Origin of the sequence: Halovalidus salilacus (genome assembly GCF_031852275.1) — an archaeon.
Classification (GTDB): Archaea; Halobacteriota; Halobacteria; order Halobacteriales; family Natrialbaceae; genus Halovalidus; species Halovalidus salilacus.
In genome coordinates, this window is the sequence record NZ_CP134700.1 from 2,101,218 (window position 1) to 2,126,593 (window position 25,376).

Consider the following 25,376-nt stretch of genomic DNA (forward strand, 5'->3'; position numbering starts at 1 on the left):
CCTCCGGTCGTCCTCGAGGAGCGCACCACCCAGAGGTCCCCGCCGGTCACGGTATGACCGAACTCGGCGCACCGTCGGACCGGTGGGTCCATTTCCGTCGCCGATTCGAGCGGGCGGTACTTTTCGAAGGAGAGCTATCGGTCGTTCGCTCGCCCCCGACCCGAACCGATTCGGGAGAACGCAGAAGGAAACCCCGAGACGATTGGCCGGTGCACGCGGAGACCGTCGAACGTCGGACCCGTTCCGAACCGGGTGGTCGCCACCTCCTGCCGAGCCATTCGGTGGCGACCGTCGACGAACGACCTCGCGTCGTACGCGGATGTCCGTGCTCGATCTCCGCGTCCGCGTGCTCGAGTCCGTACCGTCCCGACACCGCGAACGGAATGGGACGCGACACCCCTCAGCAGTCAGTCGATCGACCGTCGCTGACGGTCGATCGGAATCGTTTTTCGCCTCGAGCGACGCCGATTCGAACCGGCGAGCCGATCGTGATTCGTCACCGGAATTTGCGTCTACCGCTATCTGTCTCCGCGAAGGAGAACGCCGATCGCGGCTCCGAGTAGCGAAACGGCGGCGACGCCGACGCCGAATCCGGGAATCGAATCGCCGTCGGCACCCTCGGCTCCCTCGTCGATCGTACTCTCCACGTAGAGGGACTCCATCTCCTCGTCGAACGAGTCGTCGTCGACATCCTCGTCGAAGGTAAACTCCCACGTCGCGGTCGTTCCGTCGTCGCTGATCTCGTCGGCGTTGTGATCCTGAATCTCGCCGGGCATGACCACGACGTACTCGACGGCCATCTCGAAGTCGAACAGTTCTCCGAATTCGTCGTCGGACCATTCGTCGTCGCTCCAGTTGTCTTCGGCCCACTCGTCGTCACTCCAGTTATCGTCTCCCCACTCGTCTTCACTCCAGTTCTCGTCGGTCCACTCGTCGTTCTCCCCACCGTCGTACGCCCCTTCGTCTTCCAGTCCGTCATCGGTCCACGCGTCGTCTTCGAACTCACCGAATTCGGATCCGAACGGGTTGCTGCCGTTGAAACTCGTGTCCTCGTACCGGATCGTGTCGCCGTCGACCGTGATCTCGAGTTCGTCGATCGCGTCGGGGTCGACGTCGGTCGCGGTGAGTGCGATCCGGTACTCCCCGTCCTCGAGTTGCTCGGTCGAGGCGTTGATCGACTCCACCTCGTCATTCTCGTAGTCCGCCCCCGCGTCGTCTTCGAGCATCTCCTCGAGAGAATCGTACCCCTCCTCTTTCGCGCTCTCCTCGAGGAGGGTGTACGTGAAGGCGTCGACCTCGAACGCGGTCTCCATCGATTCTACGTCCCCGTCGGCTCCGACTTCGGTCGTGACCGACGTATCCAGGCACCCACCCACGAGCACCATCGCCAGCACCGCCAGAACCGCGACGCGCGTTTTTCGCATAGCTCAACACATATTTGTAAAGGAATGTATTAGCTGTTATCATACCCGAACGGCGGTACACGTCCTCGACGAATCGATGATTCGACCGTGAGGATCCGTGCGCATCGCACGTCGAAGTCCGAAGTCAGTACGTCAGTATCTCGAGTTCGTCGATCCGCTCGAAGTGATCGACGTTGTTCGTCACGACGGGAACGTCGTGAGCGAGCGCGGTGGCGGCGATCATGACGTCGGCGGTTTCGATCGGCGATCCGCGTTGCTGTAACGGTGCCGCGATCTCTCCGGCGGCCATCGCACAGTCACGATCGAACGGCACCTCTCGGAGGTCTCGGAGGGCGTTTCGAACCACCGCACGCTCGCGCTCGGACGAATCCGCGTAGTGAATTCCCTCCCAAAGTTCCATCATCGTGACCGAACTCACCTGCACCGGTCCGCGCTCGTCGACGGTCCGCACCGCCGCTTTCACGGAGTCGTCGCCGCGGAGAACGTCGACGAGAAAGGAAGTGTCGAGGATCATTCGAACGCGTCCGCGATGCGTTCGACGCGCTCGCGATGTTCACCCGCTCGTTCGTTCCGTCGCTCCGCGATGAACTCCTCGAGTTCGTCCGCCGTCTCCTCGCTCAACGCACCGTAGTACGTCTCGAGTGACGTCCCTTCGGTCAGCCGTCGGACGACGTCACTGAGGCTTTCGTTCCTGCGGAGGGGTCGCTTCGATCGTTCGTGGTACGCTGGTACGGTCAAAATCCGCCCCGTCGTCGGAACAACTTCCGCAGCGTCGACCCGCGTTCGGTCACCGGAACGACGGCAGGACTTCCTCCTCGTAGAACTCGATGGCGAGGTCCTGCTGCGGACCGATCTGGTGGTAATAGACGTGGTCGTAGCCAGCGTCGATCGCCTGCTCGATGCTGTCGATATGCGCCTGCGGATCGGGATCGGTGGTGGTCCCGGCTTCGGCGATGTCCTCCTTCTCGACCAGCTGGGCGGCCTGCTCGAAGTGAGCCGGCGTCGGCAGCTCCTGACCGAGTTCCCCCGGGAGGGAGCCGTTGGGCCACTGCTCGTAGATCGTGTCGATCGCCGCGTCCTCTGTCTCGGCGTAACAGCCGTGTAGCTGGGAGTATTTCGGGCCGTCGCCGCCGGCGTCCTCGTAGGCCTCGACCGGACCCGACTTCGGGCCGGAACACCAGAGGCCGTCGGTGCGCTCGGCAACCCACTCGGCGGTTTTCGGCCCGAACGCGCTCCCGATCGTCGTGGGCTGCTCGTCGGGGCACGTGAAGAGGCGGGCGTTCTCGACCGTGTAGTGCTTCCCGTGGTGACTCGTCGTCTCACCCGTCCAGAGCGCGCGCATCACGTCCATCGCCTCGTCCAGTTTCTCGAGTCGGACGTCGTGTTCGGGCCAGCGCTCGCCGGTGACGTGCTCGTTCAGGTTCTCGCCCGTCCCGACGCCGAAGGTGAACCGGTCGCCGAACAGTTCGTGCACAGTGGCGACCGCGTGGGCGACGTTGACCGGGTGGATGCGGATCGTCGGGCAGGTGACGCCGACGCCGACCTCGATCTCGTCGGTCGCCTCCGCGACCGCCCCGAGGGTGGACCAGACGAACGGCGACTCACCCTGCTGGGAGATCCAGGGGTGGAAGTGATCCGAGATGGAGAGGAAGTCGAACCCCGCCTCCTCGGCCCGACGCGCGACGCGGACGAGTTTGTTCGGGCCGTGTTCCTCGCTCGAGAGGGTGTATCCGAGTTGGACCATCGTGGACACTCCACAGCCGTGGCATCCCTAACCGTTGGCCCTGCGAGCGCCGCTCCGTCGGTGTCCCTCGAGGCTGGACTCGCGACGATCTGCGCGTGATCGTCGCTCCACCGTCGCGATCCTGGGACGGATCGAAGTCGATGAAACGGCTCGAGGGAGCGGGATCGGGGTGCGTAGACGGAACTCGAGGACACTTCGGCTGCGACGCGGCGGGTCGGACCGCGGGTCCTCGAGCGCGAACGGAACGCCGGAATCGAACCGCTTACCCGACACCGGTGGATAGCGGCCCGTATGGAAGCCGAAGCCGTCGTCGAGGCGACGGACCTCCGGAAGTCCTACGGCGACACCGTCGCCCTCTCGGGGGTTTCCCTCTCGATCGAACGCGGCGAGGTGTTCGCCCTCATCGGGCCGAACGGGGCGGGGAAGACGACGCTCGTCCGCGCGCTCACCGGTACGACCGAACTCGATTCGGGGTCGGCTCGAGTGCTCGGTGAGGCGCCGACCGCCGTCGATCGCGACCGCCTCGGGGTGCTCCCCCAGGACTTCTCGCCGCCGGACCGCCTCACCGCTCGCGAGTTGCTCACCTACTACGCCGGCCTCTACGACGAGGCCCGTGATCCGGAGGCGGTGCTCGCCGACGTCGGCCTCGCGGACGCGGGCGACACGTGGTACGAGAACCTCTCCGGCGGGCAGCGGCGGCGTACGTGCGTCGGTAGCGCGCTGGTCAACGATCCCGACGTGCTCTTCCTCGACGAGCCGACGACGGGGATCGACCCGGCTGGTCGGCGAACCGTCTGGCGCCTGGTCGAGGACCTCGCCGACGCCGGCACGACCGTCGTGCTCACCACCCACGACATGGCCGAAGCGGAACGCCTCGCCGACCGCGTCGGCCTGCTCGCCGACGGCTCGCTGATCGCCAGCGGAACGCCCGAGTCGCTTGTGGCCGAACACGGCGGCTCGAGCCGCCTGACGATCGAACTGGCGGAGGACGCTGGGTCGGACCCGTCGAACGATCGGTTCGAGGGGATCGAGCGAGCGCTGGAGGCGCGACTCGAGCGAGGTCGCACCGGGATCGTGGTCCGCGACGTCAGGCCGACGGAGATCGGCTCCGTCGTCGACGCACTCGAGTCCCGCGGCGTCGAGTACACGGGCCTCTCGTGGTCCGAGCCAGACCTCGAGGACGTCTACCTCGCGTTGGCCGACGACGCGGAACTCGTGCGCACCGATCGATCCGGAATCGGCGCGGAGGGAGCGACGAGCGCGTCCGAAACGACCGAGCCGGCTCGAGCCACCGGGAACGGGGGTGGGGACCGGTGAGCCGGCTCGGTCGCGTCGGGGCGGAGACGGGCACGGGCTGGCGATCGTTCGTCCGTCGGCGCACTGCCGTCTTTTTCACGTTCTTCTTCCCGATCATCCTGATCGTGATCTTCGGCGCACTCGTGCGGACGGACCCGACCGGCGGGGGGCTGTTCGCGGAACCGCCGGGGTACTACGTGCCCGGGTATCTCGCCGTCGTCGTCCTCTTCACGCCCCTGTCTCGGATGGGCAGCGAAGTCTCCCGCCACCGCGAGGGAAAACGCTTCGAGAAGCTCGCGACCACGCCGCTGTCCCGCGGGGAGTGGCTGCTCGCCCAGACGCTCGTCAACGCGGTCATCATCGGCCTCGCGAGCCTCCTGATCCTGGGACTCGTCGTCCTCCTCACGGGCGCGGAGATCGCGTTCTCACCGCTGCTCGTCCCGTACGTGCTCGTCGGCGTCGTCTGCTTCTGCGGCGTCGGCGCGCTGCTCGGCAGCTACGCCGACTCCCAGGACGGGGCGATCGCCGCGAGCAACGCGATCGGGCTCCCGCTGCTGTTCCTCTCGGAAACGTTCATCTCCCTCGAGCAGCTTCCGGGGTGGTTCGAACCGCTCGTGAACCTCTCGCCGCTGACCTACTTCGCCCGCGGCGTCCGCGCGGCGACGTACCCCGACGCGGCCGCTCAGTCACTCGCGGGCGTCGATCCGTCGATCGCGAACCTCGGAATCCTCATCGTCCTCGCCGCCGTCGCGTTCGCACTCGGCGCGCGGTCCATCCCGCGGACCGACTGACGCCGACGGGTCGCCGGCGAGCCTCCGCTTCTCGCGGGGGGAGAAATCAGAACGAGTAGCCGTAGACGTGATTGAGCAACAGGTAGGTGACGACGCCGAGCACGAGGCTCAGGATCCAGGAGCCGGCGGCGATCCGTCCGACGCGTGCGTGGGCCGTTCGACGGAGTTCCGACGGGGTGTGCGTCAGCCCGAGGATCAGCGCGTAGAGGACGACCGGCACCGAGACGATCGAGAGGAGGATGTGGATCGCCAGCATGATCAGGTACGCGTAGTAGACGAGTTGCGGTCCCTCGAAGTACTTCTCGCCGCCCCCGCCGACCCGGATCAGGTAGACGACGAGGAACAGCATGATCAGCGCGAACGCGCTCGTCATCGCCAGTCGGTGTTTCTCGACCTCGCCGGCGCGGATCCAGTACCAGCCGAGGACGAGCAACACCGTGGCCGTGGAGTTGATCGCGGCGATCGCGTGCGTGAGGAGATTGATCTGCGCGGTGGTCAGGTCCGGATAGATCGGTAGATCGAGGAGGAACGTCCCGATGACGAGCGCGTACCCGACGATCGTCAGGACGACCGTCGCCGTTTTGGGTCGCTCGCGTAGCCGTCGTCCCGCGTTCGCGGTTGCCATTGTCGGCCGTTCGGAGGGCGAACGTTTTTGTCTTGCTCTTCGCGAACGTCGGCGTCGACGACCCTTCGCCCTCCGACGTCGCCGCGTCAGTCGGCGAGAGGCCGACGGTCGACGCCCGTTCGCGATCGGGGTCTCCCGATTACTCCGGCGTCTCCGACCCCTGCTCGAGGGAGACGACGCCGTCCTCGACGGTGACGCGGTAGTCACAGTAGGAAAACGAGACGCTCCCGCCAGGACGCGGCGATCCGTTTCCTTTGGCGGCGAAGAGCGAGTTCAGCGCTTCCGGATCGATAACGTCGTGTAACGGTTCGTACTCGGGCGGGCACAGGTCACGCGGCGCCACGCCCTCTGCGTCCGCCACGGCCTCGACGACCGCCTGACTGGGTACTGTCCGAAGCGTCGAATCGGCACTGTCGCCCCCCGACATCATCCTGTACTCGCGCTTTCGATCCCTGTAAAATAAAACTGTCCTTTGTCGGCCCGAAGGGGCCCGCTGCCGGCCGATTTGACCTTCACCATCGAAGTTCCGGCGGCGGACGCGTTGGCCGATCGTGGCGTCCGACGTTATTTTCCCTCCGCCTGTGTGGGATTTATCGAGCGGTGAGTCGACGCGCACCATCAGCGAGCCGACGCGGTCGACGATGCGCGGTCGGTGGGTGCCCGCGACGCCGTCGCTCAGTCGATCCGGATCGCGGGTTTACCCGGTCGAGCTTTCGCCGCGAGGTCGTCGCGGTCGTCACCCGTCTCGTCTCCTCGCAGCACCGTTACCGTCGCGTCGAACTCGTCTCGGAGCAGCCACGCGGCCCGCTCGAGGATGGCGACCTCGCGCTCGGCGTCGAGGTCCTCGAGTTCCCCGCGGTTCGACGCGAGGTCGGCGACGAACGCCCCCACCGTCTCGGGGCCGACGTCGACTGCGTCGTCCTCGAGCGTTCGATCGACGACCGTCGAGGGATCGTCGCCCTCGGCGTACCGGTTCGCCGCCCGGTACTTCCACCCCTCGGCCACCACGAGCTCGATCGCCTCCGGTTCGTCGATTTCGGCCACCTCGACGATGTCGCGGACGTCCTCGAGCGTCGACCCGACCAGCCGACGCTCGAGGCGGTAGTTCTCGACGTCGCTCGTCGGTTCCGGCCAGCCGGCTTCGACGACGAGGCCCTCGCCCCGGAGCTTGTTCCACAGCTCCTCGCCGAGGTGGGGCGCCATGGGCGCGATCAGCGCGGCGAGCGTGAGGAGGCCGCGACGGTAGACCTCGCCGTGGGGGGTCCGATACTTGCGGTAGCGCCGGAGCAGGCGGGCCAGTTCTCGGATCTCGGTGGCGACCCGATGGAAGCGGAAGCGCTCGTACTCGTCGGTGACGGCGACGATGGTTCGGTCGATCTCACGGTCGACGTACTCGTCGTGCGGGCCGCGCTCGAGGCGCGTCTCGGTCGCCTCGATGAAGTCCGTCGCCATCCCGTAGAGGGTCTGCTGGAGGTCGTAGGCGCCGCGGACGTTGTTCGCCGTCCACTCGAAGTCCTGCTCCGGGTGGGCCGCCGAGAGGACGAACAGCCGCGTCGTCTCCGCGCCGTACTCCCGCGGGGCGACGACGTTCCCCTTGGAGGTGGACATCTTCTCGCCCTCGTAGAGGACCGTCCCCTGGCTGATGAGCCGCTCGATCGGCTCCCGGTTCTCGTCCTCGAGCAAGCCGAGGTCCGCCAGGGCCCGCGCGACGAAGCGCGTGTAGAGCAGGTGGAGGGTGGCGTGCTCGTCGCCGCCGACGTAGACGTCGACGGGGAGCCACTCGTTCGCCCGATCGACGTCGAACGGCGCGTCCTCGAGGTCGGGCGAGAGGAAGCGCAGGTAGTACCACGAGGAGTCGACGAACGTGTCCATCGTGTCCGTCTCGCGCTCGGCCGGTCCGCCGCACTCCGGACAGGTCGTCTCGACGAACGACTCGCGCTCCTCGAGCGGGTTCCCGGTGGTGCGGACGAACTGGGGGAGTTCGACGGGGAGGTCCTCCTCGGGCACGAGGACGTGCCCGCAGTCGTCGCAGTGGACGACGGGGATCGGCGTCCCCCAGTAGCGCTGTCGCGAGATGAGCCAGTCGCGCAGGCGGTAGGTGACGTCGGGCTCGAGTTCGTCGCGCTCGTCGACGAGTCGCTCGCGGGCGGCTTCGGTCTCGAGGCCGTCGTACTCGCCGCTGTTCGTCAGGACGCCCTCGCCGGTGTACGGGGGGTGGGACGCGTCCGGTTCGGCGTCCCCTTCGGGTACGATGACCCGCTCGATCGGCAGGTCGCGTTCGCGGGCGAACGCGCGATCGCGCTCGTTGTGCGCGGGAACGCCCATCACGGCCCCCGTTCCGACGTCCTCGAGGACGTAACCCGCGACGTACACCGGCAGTTCCTCGCCCGTGAGGGGATGAATCGCCGTCAGGTCGGTTCGGACGCCCGAGTACCCCACGTCGCTCGGGTGGCGTTCGCGGACGGACTCGACGTACTCGGCCACGTCGTCGTCGGCCGCCGCGAGGTCGTCGACCAGCGAATAGCCGGGCGATAGCGCGAGGTACGTCGCCCCGTAGATCGTCTCGGGCCGGGTACTGAAGACGTCGACCGCGGGTTCGTCCCCCACGTCGCCCCCCGCCACGTCGAACGCGATTTTCGTCCCCTCCTGGCGGCCGATCCAGTTCCGCTGGATCTCCCTGACGCCCTCGGGCCACTCCTCGAGGTCCTCGAGCCCCTCGTGGAGTTCCTCGGCGTAGTCGGTGATCGTGAAGAACCACTGGTCGAGTTCGCGCCGGTCGACGGGGGTCTCACAGCGCCAGCAGACGCGCGTTCCGCCGTCGTAGGTCGCACCCGCGCCCTCCCTCGCGTCACCCCCTCCGGTCGCGCCTCGCACTTCGACCTGCGCTTCCGCGAGGACGGTCTCGCAGTCCGGACACCAGTTGACGGCGGCCGCCTCGTACTCGACGAGCCCCGCCTCGTAGAACCGCCGGAACAGCCACTGGTTCCACCGGTAGTACGACGGCTCGCAGGTCGTGATCTCCCGGGACCAGTCGTAGCCGAAGCCCAGCGTCTCGAGTTCCTCCCGCATGCGCCTGATGCACGCGTTGGTCCAGGACTCGGGGTCGCTCGCCCGCTCGTATGCGGCGTTCTCCGCCGGGAGGCCGAACGCGTCCCACCCCATCGGGTGGAGGACGTCGTCCCCGCGCATCCGCCGATACCGGGCGTACGCGTCCGTGATCGCGTAGTTCCGAACGTGGCCCATGTGCAACGTCCCCGACGTGTACGGAAACATCCCGAGGACGTACGTCGGGTCCGTCGCGTCGTCCGGGAGCCGATAGACGTCGTCGCGCTCCCAGACGTACTGCCAGAACTCCTTGACCTGCGCGTGATCGTAGTGCGTCGTCATTCTCGAGGGATTCGTTACCTGCAGTGGGGGTGCCGGGTATATCATTGTTCGGCCGATGGTCGGGCCGAATCCGCGTCGAACGGAGGACCACCGCCGGCCGTCCGCCGTCGACGGGACGTACCGGCGCGGTCGGCGGCAAGCGTCGTCCCGCCGTCTCCTTTCCGAACGGCAACTGTGGGCTCCGCTTAACAAAGCGCATCGCCCTCGAGGTGACGGTCGAGAGCATGTCGGATTCCCCAACCGAGACCAGCACGTCGTGGATTTCGGCCCTGGCCATCGTCGTCGTCGTCCTGCTCACGATGGCCGCGGTGACCTCGGTCGTGATGCCGGCGCTGGTTCCGAACGTCGACGGGGCCGGTGGCGGTCCGGCGGACGACGAGTCCGACGGGACGAACGCAAGTTCCTCGAGCGAGGGCGCGGATTCCGAACGGGGGAACGAAACCGGAAACGATTCCGAAGCCGACCTCGAGGGCAACCAGTCCGCCGACGGCGGTGAATCCGAGTCGACGACGCCAGAACGCGATGACGCCGACGAGACCGAATCGGATACCGACCGCTCCGCGGACGAACCCGACGCCGGGAACGATCGATCCGAGGACGATTCGAACGGTAACGACGACGAGGGCCGATCGGAAGACGATGGGGGTCCGTTCGAGGACGAGAATCCGGTCGAGGACGAAAATCCGTTCGAGGGTGACGAGAATCCGGTCGAAGACGAAAATCCGTTCGAGGGTGACGAGAATCCGGTCGAAGACGAAAACCCGTTCGAGGGTGACGAGAACCCGGTCGAGGGCGACGAAAACCCGTTCGAGGGCGACGAGAATCCGGTCGAGGATGAAGGGCCGTTCGAAGACGGAGGGCCGTTCGACGAGGGAGACGGTGACGATGAATCCGGACAGTTCGACGGCGATGACGACGGTGGGCCGTTCGAAGGAGAACCGTTCGACGACGAAGGCTAACGGCCGGACTGGCCGACATCATCGTCAAAACCGACGATGCCGGTGGCAACGAGACCGACGAGGGTGGCGACGGCAACGTCTCGAACGACGGGAACGGTGACAACGAGACCGCCGACGGCGACGGTGAAAACGAATCTGGAGCCGGTGGCGATGGCAACGAAACGGGGGACGGCGGGGGGAACGAAACGGCGTGGAACAGGTTCGAATCGGAATCGAACGACCACCGGTGACCGTCGTAGTGTGTCCTTCGTCGCCACCTCGCCGTTCACGCCGACGACGCGATCCACTCCCGGGTCTCGCCCTCGACGACTTCCCGTGTTCCGACGTTGTCGAACCTGACGCCGCCGTACGCGACGCGACACCCGGGCCCTACGAAGACGCCGACGGTACCGCAGTCGGCCGCTCGAGCGGTCGTGAGCGTGGCGTCGACGTTCTCCCGGAAGCGAAACGCCTGGTGGTCGGCTCCCGTCGCGGTCACGTTGGTCAGCTTCAGGTCGTCCATATCGTCGAAAATGATCGAGTTGGTGAACGACCCGTCGACGGTCACGTTCGAGACGGACGCGTGGTCGAATCCGCTCGCGTACAGCCCCGAGCCGTCGGCCAGCGCGTCGTCGTCGGTCCTGATCGTGACGGTACTGATCGTCAACTCGCGTCGGCCGCGCTCGAGGGAGCCGAGCGAGATCCCCCTCGCGTTCTCGATACAGGAGACGCGCTCGATAGTGAGATCGGAAACCGAGCCGCCGGTATCGGCCCTGATAGCCGAGTGTCGACAGCCGGTGACGTATCCGTCTCCGATGGCGATCGACTCGTGGCCGTCGCGGTGGAGGTGGACGCCGTAGTCGGGGTCGTTCGCCGGATCGATCTCGAAGTTCCTGAGGGTGCAGTTCCTGGTCGACGTGTCGTCGTCCGTCGCGGTCGCGTAGCCGTCCCCGTCCACCACGCCGTTGGCCGCCGTTTTCGCGTTTTGCGTATCGAACTGGATCGGCGCGTTGGAATCGCCGTCGCCCCCTCGAGTCGCCAGGAAGCCGTCCACGGTGACGTTCTTCGACGAGACGACGTCGACGTGGTGGTAGTAGATGCGGTCGCCGTGGATGCGTTCCAGTCTGACGTTCGCCGCGTGCGCGGGCAGGATCCCGTTCGAGTTTGGCGAATCGATTCGGACGTCGCACACGGCCCAGTTCGACGCGCCGCCGTACCCGGACGCGTCGTAGCCCTTGTTCGAGAGCAGCGCTCGCCCCTCATCGCCGTCCGGCCGCGGTCCCTCGAGGACGGTCGAGGGCCCCGCCCCGCGAACGACCGTGTGGTCGCCGATCAGCGGCGTTCGCTCGAGGAGGTACCGACCGGGCGGGAAGTACACGATCCCGCCGCCGGCACGATCGACGGCGTCGAGGAGGTCGTGAACGGCCTCCCCGACCTCGGTCTCGCCGTCCCCCTCGATTCCGTGAGCTTCGACGTTCCACACCGGCGTTTGTGCGGTTCGGTTGTGGACGGTACGCGTCGTTTCGAAGTGGCTCGTGTCCGGAACCGGCCGTTCGGCGCTTCCGCGGCCGGCGAAGTGAACCCAATCCTCGCTCGAGGCGTCCCACCGCCAAGTGATCCCCTGGTCTGTGGCGTGGTACAGTTCGTCGTCGTACTCGCCCGCTGCGGGCCGGTCGGCGATCGGCCCGTGGACGATCGCGCGTCGGTCGACCGCCTCGACGGTGTCGGTGTGGTCCCACTCCTCCCCCCGGTCGTACGTTCCGAGGCCGAGTCGCGGCGTTTTTCCCGCCATCCTCAGTTCGCCCCGTACTCGAGTCCGTAGGCCGCGCCGTATCCTTCCTGAACGGACGCCGCTTCCGTGGAAGCGTCGGACGGATCGCCCTCGGAACACCCCGCGAGCACCGTACAACCGCCGGACGCCGCGAGTAGTAGCTCCCGTCGTCGCAGTTTTCGTTCGCTCATGGATTCGGAGTATAAACAAATATGATATGAACGTTCCGGTAGTGGCCACCGACGCTGAAACGGGACAGTTACGCGCGACGGTGGTCCGTGGACGCTCACCGATTCGTCCGCGATTCCTTCCGCCTCCCCACGATGGCGGTAGAGACGAACGCGTGGCCGCAGTGTACGTCGAACCCGCGACGGCGTGACGGCGACGGGGCGACGGCGGCCGCCTCATTGGCCGCCGCGGACGACGTGCGTGTACTTCAGCAGGCCGACGAACACGACGCCGCCGACGGCGTTCCCGAGCGTCGCGAGGGAGAGGAATTTGGCGTAGTCGAGCACCGAAACCTCGGGCGAGAGGAACACGCCGAACAGCACCTCCACGTTCCCCGCGATGGAGTGGGGGAGGTGGAGGATGCCGATTGAGGCGGTCACGAGCCAGACGAACAGGACCCTGCTCGTGGTCTCCTGGGCGGCCGAAACGAGCCAGGCGAGCAGCCCCATCAGCCAGCCCGCGAAGATCCCGGCGACGAACAGCCAGTCGAGGTCGTGATCGACCAGTTTGTGCGCGATGTCGGCGAACGCCTCCGGCGAGGCGACGCCGAGATCCGGGAACATGGTGACGACGAGCAGCGTGAACATCGCGCCGCCGACGACGTTGCTGACGTAGACCAGCCCCCAGAGCCGGGCCAGCCCGCGGTAGGACGCACGACCGTCTAATACGGGCATCACCGCCACGGTCGTGTGCTCGGTGAACAGTTCCGACCGGCCGATGACGACGAAGACGAAGCCCACCGAGTACGCGCTCGCGAGCAACACCTCCGTTCGCAGGTCGCCGTAGCCGCCCTCGGAGAGCGTCAGCACGACGGCCATCAACAGCGGACCGAACCCGATGTCGAGGCCGGCCGAGAACCCCGAGAGCAAGAGTCCGGTCGTCTCGCGGTGGATCTCGTGAAAGCCGCTGTCGATCAGCGACTCGAGGATCTCCGGCGTCGGGGTCTGCTCGGTGACGATCGAGCCTTCGGGAACCCCCTGCTGACCGCCGGACGCGTCGGACCCGGTCCCGGAAACGGAGTCGGCGGACGAGTCGGCGTCGGAGCCGGGCTTCGAGCGCTCCTCGCTCACGGTATCCCCTCTGCTCGAACACCTGTCCGTCGAGCCGTCCGTCCGACTCGTCGACAGCCCATGGTCGAACGAACGCGAACCGGCGACGTAGGCCTTGCGACTTTCGTGCGAGTTCGGCACACACCCGACGCTCCCCTACTCTCTAGCCGTGGCGACGATCCCGAGGTCGCACTCGAGGTCCTCGAGTCGCTCCGCGGTCGGGGCGGTGACGAAACGCGACACCGTCGATCGGTTTGGTCGCCTCTGTGCCTGCACGTTCCCCCACCTCGACGCCGTCCGTCTCCAGGTCGGCGTCGACCACCTCCTCGTCGTCGACGACGGCTAGCAGGACGACTGCGTCGTCGACGCTCGCGGCGGCGAAGCGAGCGCCGACCAGGGCCGTCGCCTGCAACGGATCAAAGGAGCCGCGGGCCGTACGGCGGAACGTGATCGCCGGCGGAAGCGCGTTCGCGCTCGTCGCGGAGGAGGGGGTTTCAGAACCGGGTACCGTCGACCTCGTCCCCGTACTCGTACCCGTGTTCGCCCTCGGTCTCGCCCTCGTCCACCTGCTTGCCGGTCGGCTCCGATTTCTCGAGGCGGTCCCGCGCAGTCGGTGGCTGTCGTTCGCCGGCGGCGTCTCGGTGGCGTACGTCTTCGTCCACGTCCTCCCCGAGGTCGGGGCGGCCGCCGAGGCGATCGACGAGAGCGGAACCGTCCTCGCGACCGTCGACCGGCACGTCTACCTCGTCACGCTCGCCGGGTTCGTCGCCTTCTACGGTCTCGAGCGATTCGTCAGGGAACGGACCGCGGTCGATTCGGGCGGCGAGCACGGACCCTCCAGGTCTGACGGCGGATCGTCCGGCCGACCGGAATGGTCGGCGAGCGCGACGACCGAGCGGTCCGAATCCTGGCCGAGCGGCGTGTTCTGGCTCCACGCGACGTCGTTCGCCGCCTACAACGCCCTGATCGGCTACCTGCTGGTCCACCGCGAGGAGCCGGGCGTCGCGAGCCTGACGCTCTTTTTCGTCGCGATGGCGCTGCACTTCGTCGTTAACGATTTCGGCCTTCGCGAGCACCACGGACGATCCTACCACCGGTACGGCCGTTGGCTGCTCGCCGGGGCCGTCTTCCTCGGCATCGGCGTCGGCTACGCGACGACCGTGAGCGAGTTCTCTGTCGCGATCCTGTTCGCGTTCCTCGCGGGCGGCGTCATCCTCAACGTGATGAAAGAGGAACTCCCGTCGGAGCGTCGAAGCCGGTTCTGGGCGTTCGCCGTCGGCGTCGCCGGCTACGGCCTCCTGTTACTCGCGGTCTAACCGTCGACGCCGCGAACCGATCGACCGCGTCGCGGTCCGCTCGTGCAGATTCACGCCGTTTCCTTTTGGGTACCGCCATCGTACGGACATCCATGTGCGCGTTCCGCGAGTGGAACGGCCGTCGGATCCTCTGGACCCTCCTCGGTCTGGTCATCGCCCTCGCAATCGCGGTCGCCCTCGCCCGCTATATCGGGACGTTCCTCTTCGCGATCTTCCTCTACTACGCCACTCGGCCGCTGCAGCGACTGCTCGAGCGCCACGTGGGGCACCCGAACGTCGCCACGACGGCGACGATCCTCCTCGTCATCCTCCCGATGTTCGCGATCGTCGGGTACGCGGGCTTCGTCGCGCTGAACGAACTCGATCAGTTCCTCGCCGCGAGCGATCTCGAGGCGTATCGCTCGAGACTCGATCCGTACCTGGCGGTGGTTCGTAACGGAAACGTCGCTCAGTTGCGGGAGACGCTGGGGTCCGAGACGGGGCGGTCGATCACGTCGGCGGTCAGACGCGGCCTCCCGGGCGCGTTCGATCGGTTGACGACGGTCGCGGGGTTCGTCGTCACCGTACTCGTACGCTTTTCGCTCATGATCGTGTTCCTCTTTTACCTGCTGCGCGACGACTGGAAGCTCAATCGGTGGTTCTCCCGGAGCCTCGACGACGACGAGGACGTCCTCTCGTTCCTCGAGGCCGTCGACGACGACCTCGAGACGATCTTCGTCGGGAACCTCTTGGTGGTCGGGGTCGCCGCGGCCATCGCGGCGATCACCTACTTCGGGCTGAACGTGGTCGCCTCGGGCGGGACGGTCGTGGCCACGCCGGTGTTGCTCGCCGTCCTGATCGGTATCGGGACCCTCGTTCCGGCCGTCGGCATGAAGATCGTCTACGTCCCGTACGGGCTCTACATCCTCGGCCTCGCGCTCTCGACGCCGATGCCGCTGTGGCAACCGGTCGCCTTCTTCGTCCTCTCGTTCACCGTCGTCGACACCATCCCCGACTTCTTCGCCCGGTCGTTCCTCTCGGCGCGCAGCGGCGTGCACATGGGGCTCGTCCTGCTGGGCTACTTCCTCGGCACGCTGGCGTTCGGCTGGTGGGGGCTGTTCCTCGGCCCGATCGTCGTCGTTCTCGCGGTCCACTTCGCCCACGAGGTGTTCCCGCGGCTCGCGAGTGCGACGCTGTCGACCTGAGTCGTTCGTATTCCCGCGCTCAGGCGCTCAGGTGCCGGTTTTGGTGACGCGGTACCACTCGCCTTCCCAGCTGAACGCGTACTCGAGGAACGCCTTCAGCGTGAGAATACCGAACGCCGGGTACGTTGCGAACGCGAGCGTGGCGCTCCAGTGGAGCCCCTCGATTCGACCGTCTCGAGCGTCCCTCGCCGCGACCGCGCCGACGGTGACGAGGAGGAAGGCGATCGGGAGGACGAACGCAGACTCGACGCCGAGGAGCAACAGCAGGAGAACCTTCCCGGCGATCATCAGCGCCGCGAGACTCCCGAGGAGGCTCGAGAGCATTCGGCCGATCGAGACGAGGCCGCGGCGATCGACGCGGCCCTCGAGCGCCTCGCGGAGCGTCCGATGGAGGACTTCGATCTGGCCCATTCGCCACCGCTTGCGTTGGCCCCACAGGTCGCTCAGCGTGTGAGGCGCTTCCATCGTGTTCGTCCACTGCCGGGCCTGCGTGACGGTCAGGTCGTTCCGGTAACACGCGTGTGCGAAGGCCAGGTCCTCCGTCAGCACGTCGTCGTACCCGCCGACTCGGCGGAACGCGTCCCGGGTGAACGCCGTCGACGAGCTCCGGCAGTTCGCGAAGCCGGTCAGTTCGACCAGTTTGTAGCTCGCGTGGAAGATGACGCGCTCGCAGTAGGCCAGCGATTCGATCGGACCCGTCGGTCGCGGCACGCGACGGCCCTGGAAGACGTCGCTGCCGGTCACGAGTTCGCCCATCGCCTTCGGGACGAACTCGGGCGCGACCCACTCGTCCGCGTCGAAGACCGCGAAGTAGTCGGCGTCGCTCCTGGCGACGGCGTAGTTGATCGCCCCCGCTTTCGATCCCGGGAACCCGTTCTCGAGCACCGCGACGCGCTCGTGGACGTCCGCCAACCGCCTGGCCGCTCGCAGCGTACGGTCGTCGGACGGTTCGGCGACGATCGTCACCCTGAGGTCCTCGTACTCGCTCTCGACGAGGCTCTCGACGCTCCGGTCCATCACCTCGTGGTCTCGATAGACGGGAACGATGGCCTCGATCGGCGGTCCGGCGGGGAGGAACGCCCTTCGATCGCGCGACCGCCAGATTTCGGCCGTCAACAGGACGCCGGTGGCCAGGAGGAAGACGATGAAGACGAGCACGGCCGAAATCGCCTCGAGAAAGACGACCCGAACCGTGACGATCAATAGCTCGAGCGTGACGTTCTCGGTGGCCGCACCCCGGAAGAAGCCGACGAGTACCAGGGCGAACGCGCCGACGCCCGTTCCGGTCCGCTCGGCGACTCGCGAGCGTGGAAGGCCCATGGCCGTGGCTCTCGGCGAGACCGTTACAACGTTTTTGGTCCCCGTCGAAGACGTCGAAATCGACAGACGTCCAACCCACGCGCTCGAGCCGTAGCCGTCTTGTGAGCCGACGGCGTACGGAGCGCTGGGTGTTCTATGGAACTGATCGACGACGGTGACGGAGCGTACGAGGCGACGGACGAATCGGTCGTCATCGAACACGAGTATTCCCGCGAGACGCCGGCCAGCATCGCCGTGATCCAGGCCATCGGCGCCCTCGAGGGCGTCGACCCCACGGCGGTGACGGACGAACTCGGGATCAGCCTCTACGAACACGTCGATCCCGAGGCCCTCGATGCGATTCTCGCCGACGGCAGCGGAACGGGAGACGTCGTGATCTCGTTCCTCATCGCCGAGGGGCACACCTACCGGGTCGAAATCGAGGACACGGGAACGGTCCGCATCGCAAGCCGCTCGTAGCCGCGTTCCCGGTCGAGTTCGAAACCGGCCGGCGCGGACTCGAGCGGGGAGCAACGATACTCGAATCGATCCGGTGACACGCTTCTCCCGTGCGGAGGCGTCGGATCGATCCGTCGACGGATCTGCGGCGCCGAGTCGGCGTTCGCCGGGCCAATCCTTCGGCGGTGACCGTGGACGTCACCATCAGGTGGCCCGCATTGTAGCGAGAATACCCCGGCTCGAACCCGTGCCGGGCCGCTCACGCCGACGCGTCGTACCCAGCGTCGGAGACTGCGTCGACGAGCGCGTCGTCGTCCGCCTCTCCCTCGACCGTCGCCGACTCCGTCTCGCGGTCGGCGCTCGCGTTCGTCACGCCCTCGACGTCTTCGAGGGCCTCCTCGACGGTCTGTTCACAGTGTTCGCACGACATCCCTTCGACGGTGATCGTTCGGCTCATGCGAGAGAGGGTACGCAGTCGTCGACTTTGTGGATTGTTACTTCGAATCCACGGTCGTCGGTCCCGATTTCTTTGGCCGCGAAACCGAGCGTCGATAGCGTATTGCGTCTCGAGGGCCAAGGGGGGCGTATGCGGGAGTTCGACGAGACCGACATGGAGATCCTGCGGATGCTGGGCGAGGACGCGAGGCGGCCGTACAGCGACATCGGCGACGAGGTCGGCCTTTCGGGACCGGCGGTCTCCGACCGCGTCGGCCGCCTCCGGGAGGCCGGCGTGATCGAGCGCTTCACGATCGACGTCGACAGGTCCCAGTTGCGGGCCGGAATTCCGGTCTTCGTTCGGGCGACGGGCCCCGCCGACGTCGACGACCTCCGGGCCCGCGTCTCGGCGGCCGAGTCGGTCGAACACGTGTTCGCGACCGCCGACGGCGACCTCTGGTTCTCGGCCCGCGCCCAGGTGGGAAACGTTCGCCGGTGGCTCGACGGCCTGTTCGAGGACCTCGAGGTCGAGTACGCGGTGACGCTGCTCGACGAGGTCGAGTGGCAGTCCACGTTCACCGGGACCGAGTTCGCGCTCACCTGCGCGGAGTGTGGCAACACCGTCGACAGCGAGGGCGAATCGGCGCGGATCGACGGGAGCGTCTACCACTTCTGCTGTCCGTCCTGTCATAGTCGGTTCGAAGATCGGTACGCCCGCCTCGAGGAGGGCGCCTGAGCGCTTTCGAGTCGAAGGTTTAGACCGGCTGTCGCTTTAGCTTCGAAGCGGAAAGGGGGGTAAGTGGCGATCACCTAGAGACGGATAATGAGCCGGCGCACCACGCATCTCGAGATACGGGGGATGAGCTGTGCGAACTGTTCGTCGACGGTAGCCGACGCCCTGGAGGATCTCGACGGCGTCGCGGAGGCGAACGTCAACTTCGCCACGGACGAGGGATCCGTCGAGTACGATCCCGACGAGGTGTCCCTCGCCGAGATTTACGGCGCAATCGAGGACGCCGGGTACAGGCCCGTCCGCGAGACCGCCTCGATCGGCATCGCGGACATGACGTGCGCGAACTGCGCCGAGACCAACGAGGACGCGCTCGAGCGCGTTCCCGGGGTCATCGAGGCGGAGGCGAACTACGCGACCGACGAGGCGCAGGTCGCGTACAACCCGGCCGACGTCTCCCGCGGCGACCTCTACGCGGCGATCGAGGACGCAGGGTACGCGCCCGTCCGGGACGACGAGGGGAGCGAGGCGTCGGATCAGGAGCGCCGCGACGCCGCGCGGCAGGCCGAGATTCGTAAACAGCTCCGGCTGACGATCTTCGGCGCCGCGCTCTCGATCCCGCTGCTGTTTTTCATGGTCGATCATATCGTCTTCGACGGCGCGCTCCTTCCCCACGCCGTCTTCGGGATCGAGTTCGGCTGGGTGCAGTTCCTGCTGGCGACGCCCGTGCAGGTCGCGCTCGGCTGGCAGTTCTACGGGAACTCCTACAAGGCGCTCGTCAAGAACAAGCGGGCCAACATGGACGTGCTCATCGCGCTGGGCTCGTCCACGGCGTACGTCTACAGCGTGGCCGTCCTGCTCGGACTGATCGCCGGCGAACTCTACTTCGACACGGCCGCGCTCATCCTGGTGTTCATCACGCTGGGGAACTACCTCGAGGCCCGATCGAAGGGGCAGGCGGGCGACGCCCTCCGGAAACTCCTCGAGATGGAGGCCGAGACCGCCGCGCTCGTCGACGAGGACGGGACCGAGCGGGAAGTTCCCCTCGAGGACGTCGAGGTCGGCGACCGGATGAAGGTCCGTCCCGGGGAGAAGATCCCCACCGACGGCGTCGTCGTCGACGGGCAGTCCGCGGTCGACGAGTCGATGGTCACGGGCGAATCCGTGCCCGTCGAGAAGGAGAAAGGCGACGAAGTCGTCGGCGCGACGGTCAACGAGAACGGCGTGCTGGTCGTCGAGGCGACGAAGGTCGGTTCCGACACGGCGCTCCAGCAGATCGTCCGGACGGTCAAGGAGGCCCAGTCGCGCCAGCCGGAGATCCAGAACCTCGCCGATCGAATCTCGGCGTACTTCGTCCCGGCGGTGATAGCCAACGCGCTGTTCTGGGGGGTCGTCTGGTTCCTCTTCCCGGAAACCCTCGCGGCGGTCGTCGACTGGCTCCCGCTGTGGGACCCCGTCGCGGGCGGTCCGGCGTCGGCCGGCGGCACCATCTCGACGTTCGAGTTCGCGGTGGTCGTCTTCGCGTCCGCGGTCCTCATCGCCTGTCCCTGCGCGCTCGGGTTAGCGACGCCGGCCGCGACGATGGTCGGGACGACGATCGGGGCCCAAAACGGCGTGCTGTTCAAGGGCGGCGACGTCCTCGAGCGCGCCCGCGACGTCGACACCGTCGTCTTCGACAAGACCGGCACGCTGACGACCGGCGAGATGACGCTGACCGACGTGGTCGCCCTCGAGGGCGACGGTGGCGGTGCGATGTCCGACGGCGGCGAACCGGCTGCCGACGGCGGGACCGAGGCCCTGACCGCCCGTCCGTCGTTCGACGAGGAGGACGTCCTCCGCCTCGCCGCGAGCGCCGAGCGCGGCAGCGAACACCCCCTGGCCGAAGCCATCGTCGAGGGCGCTAGCGAGCGAGGCCTCGAGTCGTCAGAACCCGAGGCGTTCGAGAATGTCCCCGGCCACGGCGTCCGGGCGACCGTCGAGGGCCGCGAGGTGCTGGTCGGCAACCGGAAACTGCTCGCGGACGAGGGCGTCGATTCGGCGCCGGCCGCCGACGAGATGGAACGCCTCGAGCGCGAGGGCAAGACCGCGATGCTGGTCGCCGTCGACGGCGCGGTCGCGGGCGTGGTCGCGAACGCCGACGCGGTCAAGGAGACGGCGGCCGACGCGGTCGCCGCGCTCCGAGAGCGAGACGTCGAGGTGATGATGATCACGGGCGACAACGAGCGCACGGCGCGCGCGGTCGCCGAACGAGTGGGCATCGACCCGGAGAACGTCCGCGCGGAAGTCCTGCCGGAGGACAAGTCGGACGCCGTGGAGGCGATCCAGGACGGTGGGCGGAAGGCGATGATGGTCGGCGACGGCGTCAACGACGCCCCCGCGCTGGCCGTCGCCCACGTCGGAACGGCCATCGGGAGCGGCACGGACGTCGCTATCGAGGCCGCCGACGTGACGCTCATGCGGGACGACCCCTACGACGTCGTGAAGGCGATCCGCATCTCCGACGCGACGCTGCGGAAGATCAAGCAGAACCTGGTCTGGGCGCTCGGCTACAACACGACGCTGATCCCGCTCGCCTCTCTCGGCCTCCTGCAACCGGTGCTCGCCGCGGTCGCGATGGCCATCTCGAGCGTCTCGGTGCTGACGAACAGTCTGCTGTTCCGCCGGTACGACCCCGACCGCGACTACCGACTGCTCGGTCGGTTCCGCTGATCGAAGCCGGGAATGGCCCCTCAAACGTCCGTCTCGTTCGCTAGCTCCCACCGGCCCAACGACGGTGCTATACCACCGATAGCCGTTCCGCTGGTCGTCCGGGGGTCTATCCGAGTCGAGGACGAAGACGCTAGCGCGATGACGGTCCGTCACCACTCGAGCGCCTCGACCGAGTCCCGTCCCACCACCAGCCCCGCTCTCCCGGACGCCACCGCATCCGTCTTCCACCAGACGGCGAACCCGTTCCGTACGGACGCACAACAGTGAATACAGTCTTTCTCGCTCTCGGCGTCATCCTGCTCGCCGTCTCGATCGGGGACCTCCTGTGGACGACGCTCTGGGTTGAAGGCGGCGCCGGGCCGCTGACGGCTCGACTGATGGGGTGGACGTGGACCCTCCTCCAACGGCTCGGCGCGCTGGACGCGAGAGTCCGCACCCTCGCAGGACCCACGATCCTCGTGATCGGCCTCTCCGGGTGGATCCTGCTCCTCTGGGCCGGCTGGACGTTCGTCTTCGCGAGCGCGGACGGTGCGCTGTTGGACACGGTCGGCACCAGCTCGCACTCCTGGTCCGATCTGATCTACTTCACCGGCTACACGATATTCACCCTGGGGATCGGCGATTTGGTTCCCCGGGGCGACGTCTGGCGGCTCGCAACCACGCTCGCGACGGCCAGCGGCATGCTCTTCATCACGCTGACCGTCACCTACGTCCTCTCCGTGCTCGGGGCGGTCACTCAGAAGCGGGCGTTCGCGAGCAGCGTCAGCGGGCTCGGCGAGCGCGGCGACGAGATCGTTCGGACGAGCTGGGACGGCGAGGAGTTTACGGGACTCGACGTGACCCTGAACGGCCTCGCGTCGCAACTGAACACGCTCACGGAGAACCACAAGGCGTACCCGATCCTCCACTACTTCCACAGCGCCCGATCCTCGCGCGCGCCGGCGACGAGCATCGCCGTTTTGGACGAGGCGCTGACGCTCCTCCGGTTCGGAATCCCGGAACAGGATCGACCGAACGAGTTCATCGTGCGAAACGCGCGATCGAGCGTGAACGACTACCTCGAGACGCTGCAGGAGGCCTTCATTCGGCCCGCGGATCGGACGCCGCCGCCCCCGGATCTCGAGGCGCTTCGCGACGCCGACGTTCCGATCGTCTCCGAGCGCGAGTTCGAGGCGTCGCTCGCGGACCTGGACGAGCGACGGCGGACGCTCCTGGCCCTCGTCGAATCGGACGTCCGCCGGTGGCCGTCCGCCGATCGGTCCTCGAGCGAGGGTTCTGACACGTAGGCCGACAGTCTATCTACCCATCCACCGACGAGGCGCTCGAGTAACGACGGTCGTGTCCTCGGTCCGACGAGCAACGCTCGGCGATGGCTCGGATCGGCGGCCTACACAGATCGGAACCGTCGATCGACCTCCACCGGTTCCCACCGGCTGGGAGTCACGGACCGTTCTTACCGTCTATCCCACCGTACGTTTACCTGTGAGGTGACGACCAATGTCCACCACTCAACCCACCGTCGACTGGCTCGGCGAGCGTCACGAGTTCGAATACGCCGATTCGGTCGCCGGCTACGTCACGGTGCTGGTTCGCCTGATCGTCGGCTACTGGTTCCTCCACGCCGGCTGGGGCAAGTTCGCGTTCGTCGCGGGCGAACCGTTCGACGCGAGCGGCTACCTGGCCAACGCCGAGTCGCCCATCGCGTGGCTGTTCCAGCTCGTCGTCGAGACCCCGTGGCTCCTCGAGTTCACGAACGCGACGATCCCCCTCGGCGAGTTCCTCATCGGGCTGGGCCTCGTCCTGGGGGCGCTCGTCCGCCTGGCCGCCTTCTTCGGCGGCGTCCTGATGGTGTTGTTCTACCTGGGCAACGCCGACTGGACGAACGGCTACGTCAACGGGGACCTGCTCGGACTGCTCATGTTCGTGATCCTCGGCGTCTTCGCCGCGGGCCGCATCCTCGGCGTCGACGCCTACCTCGAGGCGACCGAGTTCGTCCGGAAGCGGCCGTGGCTGCGCTACCTCCTCGGCTGACGTCGAGGGGGGCGCCGTCTCACCGTCCCGACGCGCGACCTGCGATCCACCACGAACGAACCTCGACCGCCCGATTTTTCGCTCGAGGCGCACTGCAACGCTCCGTCGGTACATTCGAGGAGAGTGGTTGCGCATGTTAGCTCCCGTTTTACACCGACTGCCGTGCTCAGTCTCGAGTGATGGCACTCGAACAGATCGACCACGTGAGCGACAACGAGGAGATGCAGCGGTGTATCGACAACTGCTTCGAGGCCGCCCAGGCCTGCGAGTGGTGCGCCGACGAGTGCGCGGACGAGGGCGAGGAGATGGCGACGTGCGTCCGGCTCTGTCGCGACGTCGCCGACCTGACGACGATGCACGCCCGGTTCATGGCGCGAAACTCGAACTACAGCGCGGAACTCGCCGAAGTCTGCGCCGGCGCCTGTGAGGAGTGCGCCGAGGAGTGTGAGCGCCACGACGCCGAGCACTGCCAGGTCTGCGCCGACGTGCTGCGCGACTGCGCCGACTCCTGTCGCGAGATGATGTCGGCTTGACGACGCGGATGGCGGACGACCGACGCGAATCGACGCCTTCCGATCTCGCTTTTTGCCGCCGACTCCGGTAGGTTCCGCCTCGGCGCTGTATCGACCGCTGCGGGGAACGATCCGACGGCGGAACCGACGGTTCGGTCCGATGCGTGCCAGTCTCCGTCGAGATGCATCGCCGAACGGTGACGATCGAAGGAGAGCGGTGGCCGAGGACACGGTCGAGACGCTCAGTCGATCATCTTCCCGCCGATCTGCCGATCACCGCTTCCGTTCTCCGACGGACTCGAGCGAGGATACCGGTTTACTCGTGCGCGCTGACCGCCCGTCGAGACGGAGTCGCCCGCTCGGTTCAATCGGGGAAAGGGGAGGGTGAGTGGAGCGTGTGACAGTGCGTCCAAACACCCATCACGGTTGCCAACGACAACATATATAAATTTTCGTGACGGTAGGCCCCCGATTCGCTAGGCGTGGACCACCCCGTGCTTGGGGTGTTGGCCGTCTTTCGCGTCACGATACCGGTTCGAGCGGTCGCTCGTGAGGGATGGTCTGTCGCACGACGCCGGTTCGATCCGACCTCGACGTCGGGTCGGTTCGTCTCCCGACTACCTCGATTCGTCGTCCGTCTCGTCTCCGTGATCCGATCCGCCCTCCTCGTCGTCCGCTCCGCGCTCACCCCCGTCGTTCGAATCGCCCCCCTCGTCGCTCGGACCCGTCGGCGCGACCGCGCCCTCGCCCACCCGTTCCGGGGCCTTCTCCGACGTCGGTTCGGGGTCGGTCCCCTCGCGGGCTGGATAGGCCTGCTCGGGGTGGGGACCCGCGGCCTCGCTGTTCTCGTCGGCCATCGCGGCGTCCGAGAGGTCGATCTCGGTCGGTTCCCCGTCGCTTTCGGGGTGAAGGCGCGGATCGTGGGCGGTCTCGTCCTCGAGGTGCGTCTCCCGGTGGGGGCCGCCCTCCTCGCCCTCGACGAACTGCGGATCCCCCTCGTCAGTCCCGACGTCCGACCTGTCGGTCATCCCCCGCGGGTTCGGCTCCGTCGCCGACTCGGTTTCGGACGTGGAGACGCTCGCCGACTCGTCGGCGTTTCGCCCGGCCCCGAGGTCCCGCTCGGCCTCCGCGAACGCCTCGTCCGAGACCCGCTTCTCGCCGGACTCGTCCCGCTGCGCGTCCGCGCCGGTTACGACGTCCTCAGCCCGCCGGCCCCGGCGCTGCCGAACGCCGAGGCCGACCAGCCCGGCGCCTGCCAGCGCCAACGCCGCCGCCCGACCCTTGCTCCGTCGAAGCGCCGTCAGCGCCGACGCGAGCGTCGCTCCGCCGGCGGCCATCGCCAGGGACCCGTCTCGAGCGCGCTCCTCGAGGTTCCAGCGGCTGTGCGTCGCGTTCGATCGGGCGCTCTCCGACTCCTCGTCGGCCGTCTCTGTGTGCTGTGATGTCAT

25 protein-coding genes are annotated in these 25,376 nt (G+C 67.2%); 11 read left to right on the forward strand and 14 right to left on the reverse strand.

Annotated features, from left to right (window positions below; translation table 11 throughout):
• Window positions 1-518: 518 nt before the first annotated feature.
• The 4 genes from RJT68_RS10485 to RJT68_RS10500 form a co-directional block, all read right to left on the reverse strand.
• Window positions 519-1,424, reverse strand: coding sequence for a hypothetical protein (locus tag RJT68_RS10485; RefSeq protein WP_407036507.1), 906 nt, complete (start codon window positions 1,422-1,424; stop codon window positions 519-521).
• A 124-nt stretch (window positions 1,425-1,548) separates the two neighbouring features.
• Window positions 1,549-1,938 (reverse strand): PIN domain-containing protein, encoded by a 390-nt coding sequence (locus RJT68_RS10490; RefSeq protein WP_407036508.1) that lies wholly within the window; start codon window positions 1,936-1,938, stop codon window positions 1,549-1,551.
• A complete protein-coding gene (locus RJT68_RS10495) occupies window positions 1,935-2,162 on the reverse strand; it encodes an antitoxin VapB family protein (RefSeq protein WP_407036509.1) in 228 nt (75 codons plus the stop codon). The genes RJT68_RS10490 and RJT68_RS10495 overlap by 4 nt, the downstream gene beginning before the upstream one ends.
• Window positions 2,163-2,211: 49 nt before the next feature.
• Window positions 2,212-3,168, reverse strand: a complete 957-nt coding sequence (locus RJT68_RS10500; protein WP_407036510.1) for a TIGR03557 family F420-dependent LLM class oxidoreductase — start codon at window positions 3,166-3,168, stop codon at window positions 2,212-2,214.
• A 291-nt stretch (window positions 3,169-3,459) separates the two neighbouring features.
• On the opposite strand from RJT68_RS10500, the gene RJT68_RS10505 reads away from it, so the two are divergent.
• Together RJT68_RS10505 and RJT68_RS10510 are read left to right on the forward strand one after the other, a co-directional pair.
• The gene (locus RJT68_RS10505; protein ID WP_407036511.1) at window positions 3,460-4,485 is read left to right on the forward strand and encodes an ABC transporter ATP-binding protein; all 1,026 of its coding nucleotides are present in this window, start codon (window positions 3,460-3,462) and stop codon (window positions 4,483-4,485) included.
• A complete protein-coding gene (locus RJT68_RS10510; RefSeq protein WP_407036512.1) occupies window positions 4,482-5,255 on the forward strand; it encodes an ABC transporter permease in 774 nt (257 codons plus the stop codon). The genes RJT68_RS10505 and RJT68_RS10510 overlap by 4 nt, the downstream gene beginning before the upstream one ends.
• Window positions 5,256-5,301: 46 nt before the next feature.
• On the opposite strand, the gene RJT68_RS10515 is transcribed toward RJT68_RS10510, so the two are convergent.
• The 3 genes from RJT68_RS10515 to leuS all read right to left on the reverse strand — a co-directional run bounded on the left by RJT68_RS10515 (window position 5,302) and on the right by leuS (window position 9,267).
• Window positions 5,302-5,880, reverse strand: a complete 579-nt coding sequence (locus tag RJT68_RS10515) for a DUF420 domain-containing protein (protein WP_407036513.1) — start codon at window positions 5,878-5,880, stop codon at window positions 5,302-5,304.
• Window positions 5,881-6,019: 139 nt separating this feature from the next.
• Complete coding sequence (locus RJT68_RS10520; protein ID WP_407036514.1) at window positions 6,020-6,499, reverse strand: HalOD1 output domain-containing protein; 480 nt, start codon at window positions 6,497-6,499, stop codon at window positions 6,020-6,022.
• Between the two features lie 56 nt (window positions 6,500-6,555).
• A complete protein-coding gene (leuS, locus tag RJT68_RS10525) occupies window positions 6,556-9,267 on the reverse strand; it encodes a leucine--tRNA ligase (protein ID WP_407036515.1) in 2,712 nt (903 codons plus the stop codon).
• A gap of 224 nt (window positions 9,268-9,491) precedes the next feature.
• Here leuS and RJT68_RS10530 point away from each other — a divergent pair, with 224 nt between their 5' ends.
• On the forward strand, window positions 9,492-10,226 hold the full coding sequence (locus RJT68_RS10530) for a hypothetical protein (protein WP_407036516.1): 735 nt from the start codon (window positions 9,492-9,494) through the stop codon (window positions 10,224-10,226).
• Here the strand turns inward: RJT68_RS10530 and RJT68_RS10535 are convergent.
• The 4 genes from RJT68_RS10535 to RJT68_RS10550 form a co-directional block, all read right to left on the reverse strand.
• Window positions 10,223-10,513 (reverse strand): hypothetical protein, encoded by a 291-nt coding sequence (locus RJT68_RS10535; protein ID WP_407036517.1) that lies wholly within the window; start codon window positions 10,511-10,513, stop codon window positions 10,223-10,225. The two genes, RJT68_RS10530 and RJT68_RS10535, sit on opposite strands and share 4 nt — an antisense overlap.
• Window positions 10,492-11,997 carry a glycosyl hydrolase family 28-related protein gene (locus RJT68_RS10540; RefSeq protein ID WP_407036518.1) on the reverse strand — a complete coding sequence of 502 codons (1,506 nt, stop codon included), beginning with the start codon at window positions 11,995-11,997 and terminating at the stop codon, window positions 10,492-10,494. Before RJT68_RS10540 ends, RJT68_RS10535 begins: the two co-directional genes overlap by 22 nt.
• Before the next feature lie 2 nt (window positions 11,998-11,999).
• The gene (locus tag RJT68_RS10545; RefSeq protein ID WP_407036519.1) at window positions 12,000-12,167 is read right to left on the reverse strand and encodes a hypothetical protein; all 168 of its coding nucleotides are present in this window, start codon (window positions 12,165-12,167) and stop codon (window positions 12,000-12,002) included.
• A 213-nt stretch (window positions 12,168-12,380) separates the two neighbouring features.
• Window positions 12,381-13,163 carry a formate/nitrite transporter family protein gene (locus tag RJT68_RS10550; protein WP_407040355.1) on the reverse strand — a complete coding sequence of 261 codons (783 nt, stop codon included), beginning with the start codon at window positions 13,161-13,163 and terminating at the stop codon, window positions 12,381-12,383.
• A gap of 626 nt (window positions 13,164-13,789) precedes the next feature.
• On the opposite strand from RJT68_RS10550, the gene RJT68_RS10555 reads away from it, so the two are divergent.
• Window positions 13,790-14,569, forward strand: a complete 780-nt coding sequence (locus RJT68_RS10555; protein ID WP_407040356.1) for a ZIP family transporter — start codon at window positions 13,790-13,792, stop codon at window positions 14,567-14,569.
• A gap of 92 nt (window positions 14,570-14,661) precedes the next feature.
• Window positions 14,662-15,753 (forward strand): AI-2E family transporter, encoded by a 1,092-nt coding sequence (locus RJT68_RS10560; protein ID WP_407036520.1) that lies wholly within the window; start codon window positions 14,662-14,664, stop codon window positions 15,751-15,753.
• Window positions 15,754-15,780: 27 nt separating this feature from the next.
• Here the strand turns inward: RJT68_RS10560 and RJT68_RS10565 are convergent, their stop codons facing one another.
• Window positions 15,781-17,073: a glycosyltransferase gene (locus RJT68_RS10565; protein ID WP_407036521.1), complete on the reverse strand. Its 1,293-nt coding sequence runs from the start codon at window positions 17,071-17,073 to the stop codon at window positions 15,781-15,783.
• A gap of 135 nt (window positions 17,074-17,208) precedes the next feature.
• Here RJT68_RS10565 and RJT68_RS10570 point away from each other — a divergent pair, with 135 nt between their 5' ends.
• Window positions 17,209-17,532 (forward strand): HalOD1 output domain-containing protein, encoded by a 324-nt coding sequence (locus RJT68_RS10570; protein WP_407036522.1) that lies wholly within the window; start codon window positions 17,209-17,211, stop codon window positions 17,530-17,532.
• A gap of 238 nt (window positions 17,533-17,770) precedes the next feature.
• Here RJT68_RS10570 and RJT68_RS10575 read toward each other — a convergent pair whose 3' ends face one another.
• Window positions 17,771-17,968: a heavy-metal-associated domain-containing protein gene (locus tag RJT68_RS10575; RefSeq protein ID WP_407036523.1), complete on the reverse strand. Its 198-nt coding sequence runs from the start codon at window positions 17,966-17,968 to the stop codon at window positions 17,771-17,773.
• A 129-nt stretch (window positions 17,969-18,097) separates the two neighbouring features.
• Here RJT68_RS10575 and RJT68_RS10580 point away from each other — a divergent pair, with 129 nt between their 5' ends.
• The 5 genes from RJT68_RS10580 to RJT68_RS10600 all read left to right on the forward strand — a co-directional run bounded on the left by RJT68_RS10580 (window position 18,098) and on the right by RJT68_RS10600 (window position 23,949).
• Complete coding sequence (locus RJT68_RS10580) at window positions 18,098-18,682, forward strand: AsnC family transcriptional regulator (protein WP_407036524.1); 585 nt, start codon at window positions 18,098-18,100, stop codon at window positions 18,680-18,682.
• 87 nt (window positions 18,683-18,769) lie between these two features.
• On the forward strand, window positions 18,770-21,385 hold the full coding sequence (locus RJT68_RS10585) for a heavy metal translocating P-type ATPase (RefSeq protein ID WP_407036525.1): 2,616 nt from the start codon (window positions 18,770-18,772) through the stop codon (window positions 21,383-21,385).
• 263 nt (window positions 21,386-21,648) lie between these two features.
• Entirely contained in the window at window positions 21,649-22,671 is a 1,023-nt protein-coding gene (locus RJT68_RS10590) for a potassium channel family protein (RefSeq protein WP_407036526.1), read from the forward strand.
• Between the two features lie 211 nt (window positions 22,672-22,882).
• The gene (locus RJT68_RS10595) at window positions 22,883-23,416 is read left to right on the forward strand and encodes a DoxX family protein (RefSeq protein ID WP_407036527.1); all 534 of its coding nucleotides are present in this window, start codon (window positions 22,883-22,885) and stop codon (window positions 23,414-23,416) included.
• Between the two features lie 179 nt (window positions 23,417-23,595).
• Window positions 23,596-23,949 (forward strand): four-helix bundle copper-binding protein, encoded by a 354-nt coding sequence (locus RJT68_RS10600; protein WP_407036528.1) that lies wholly within the window; start codon window positions 23,596-23,598, stop codon window positions 23,947-23,949.
• A 596-nt stretch (window positions 23,950-24,545) separates the two neighbouring features.
• Here RJT68_RS10600 and RJT68_RS10605 read toward each other — a convergent pair.
• Entirely contained in the window at window positions 24,546-25,376 is an 831-nt protein-coding gene (locus tag RJT68_RS10605; RefSeq protein ID WP_407036529.1) for a hypothetical protein, read from the reverse strand.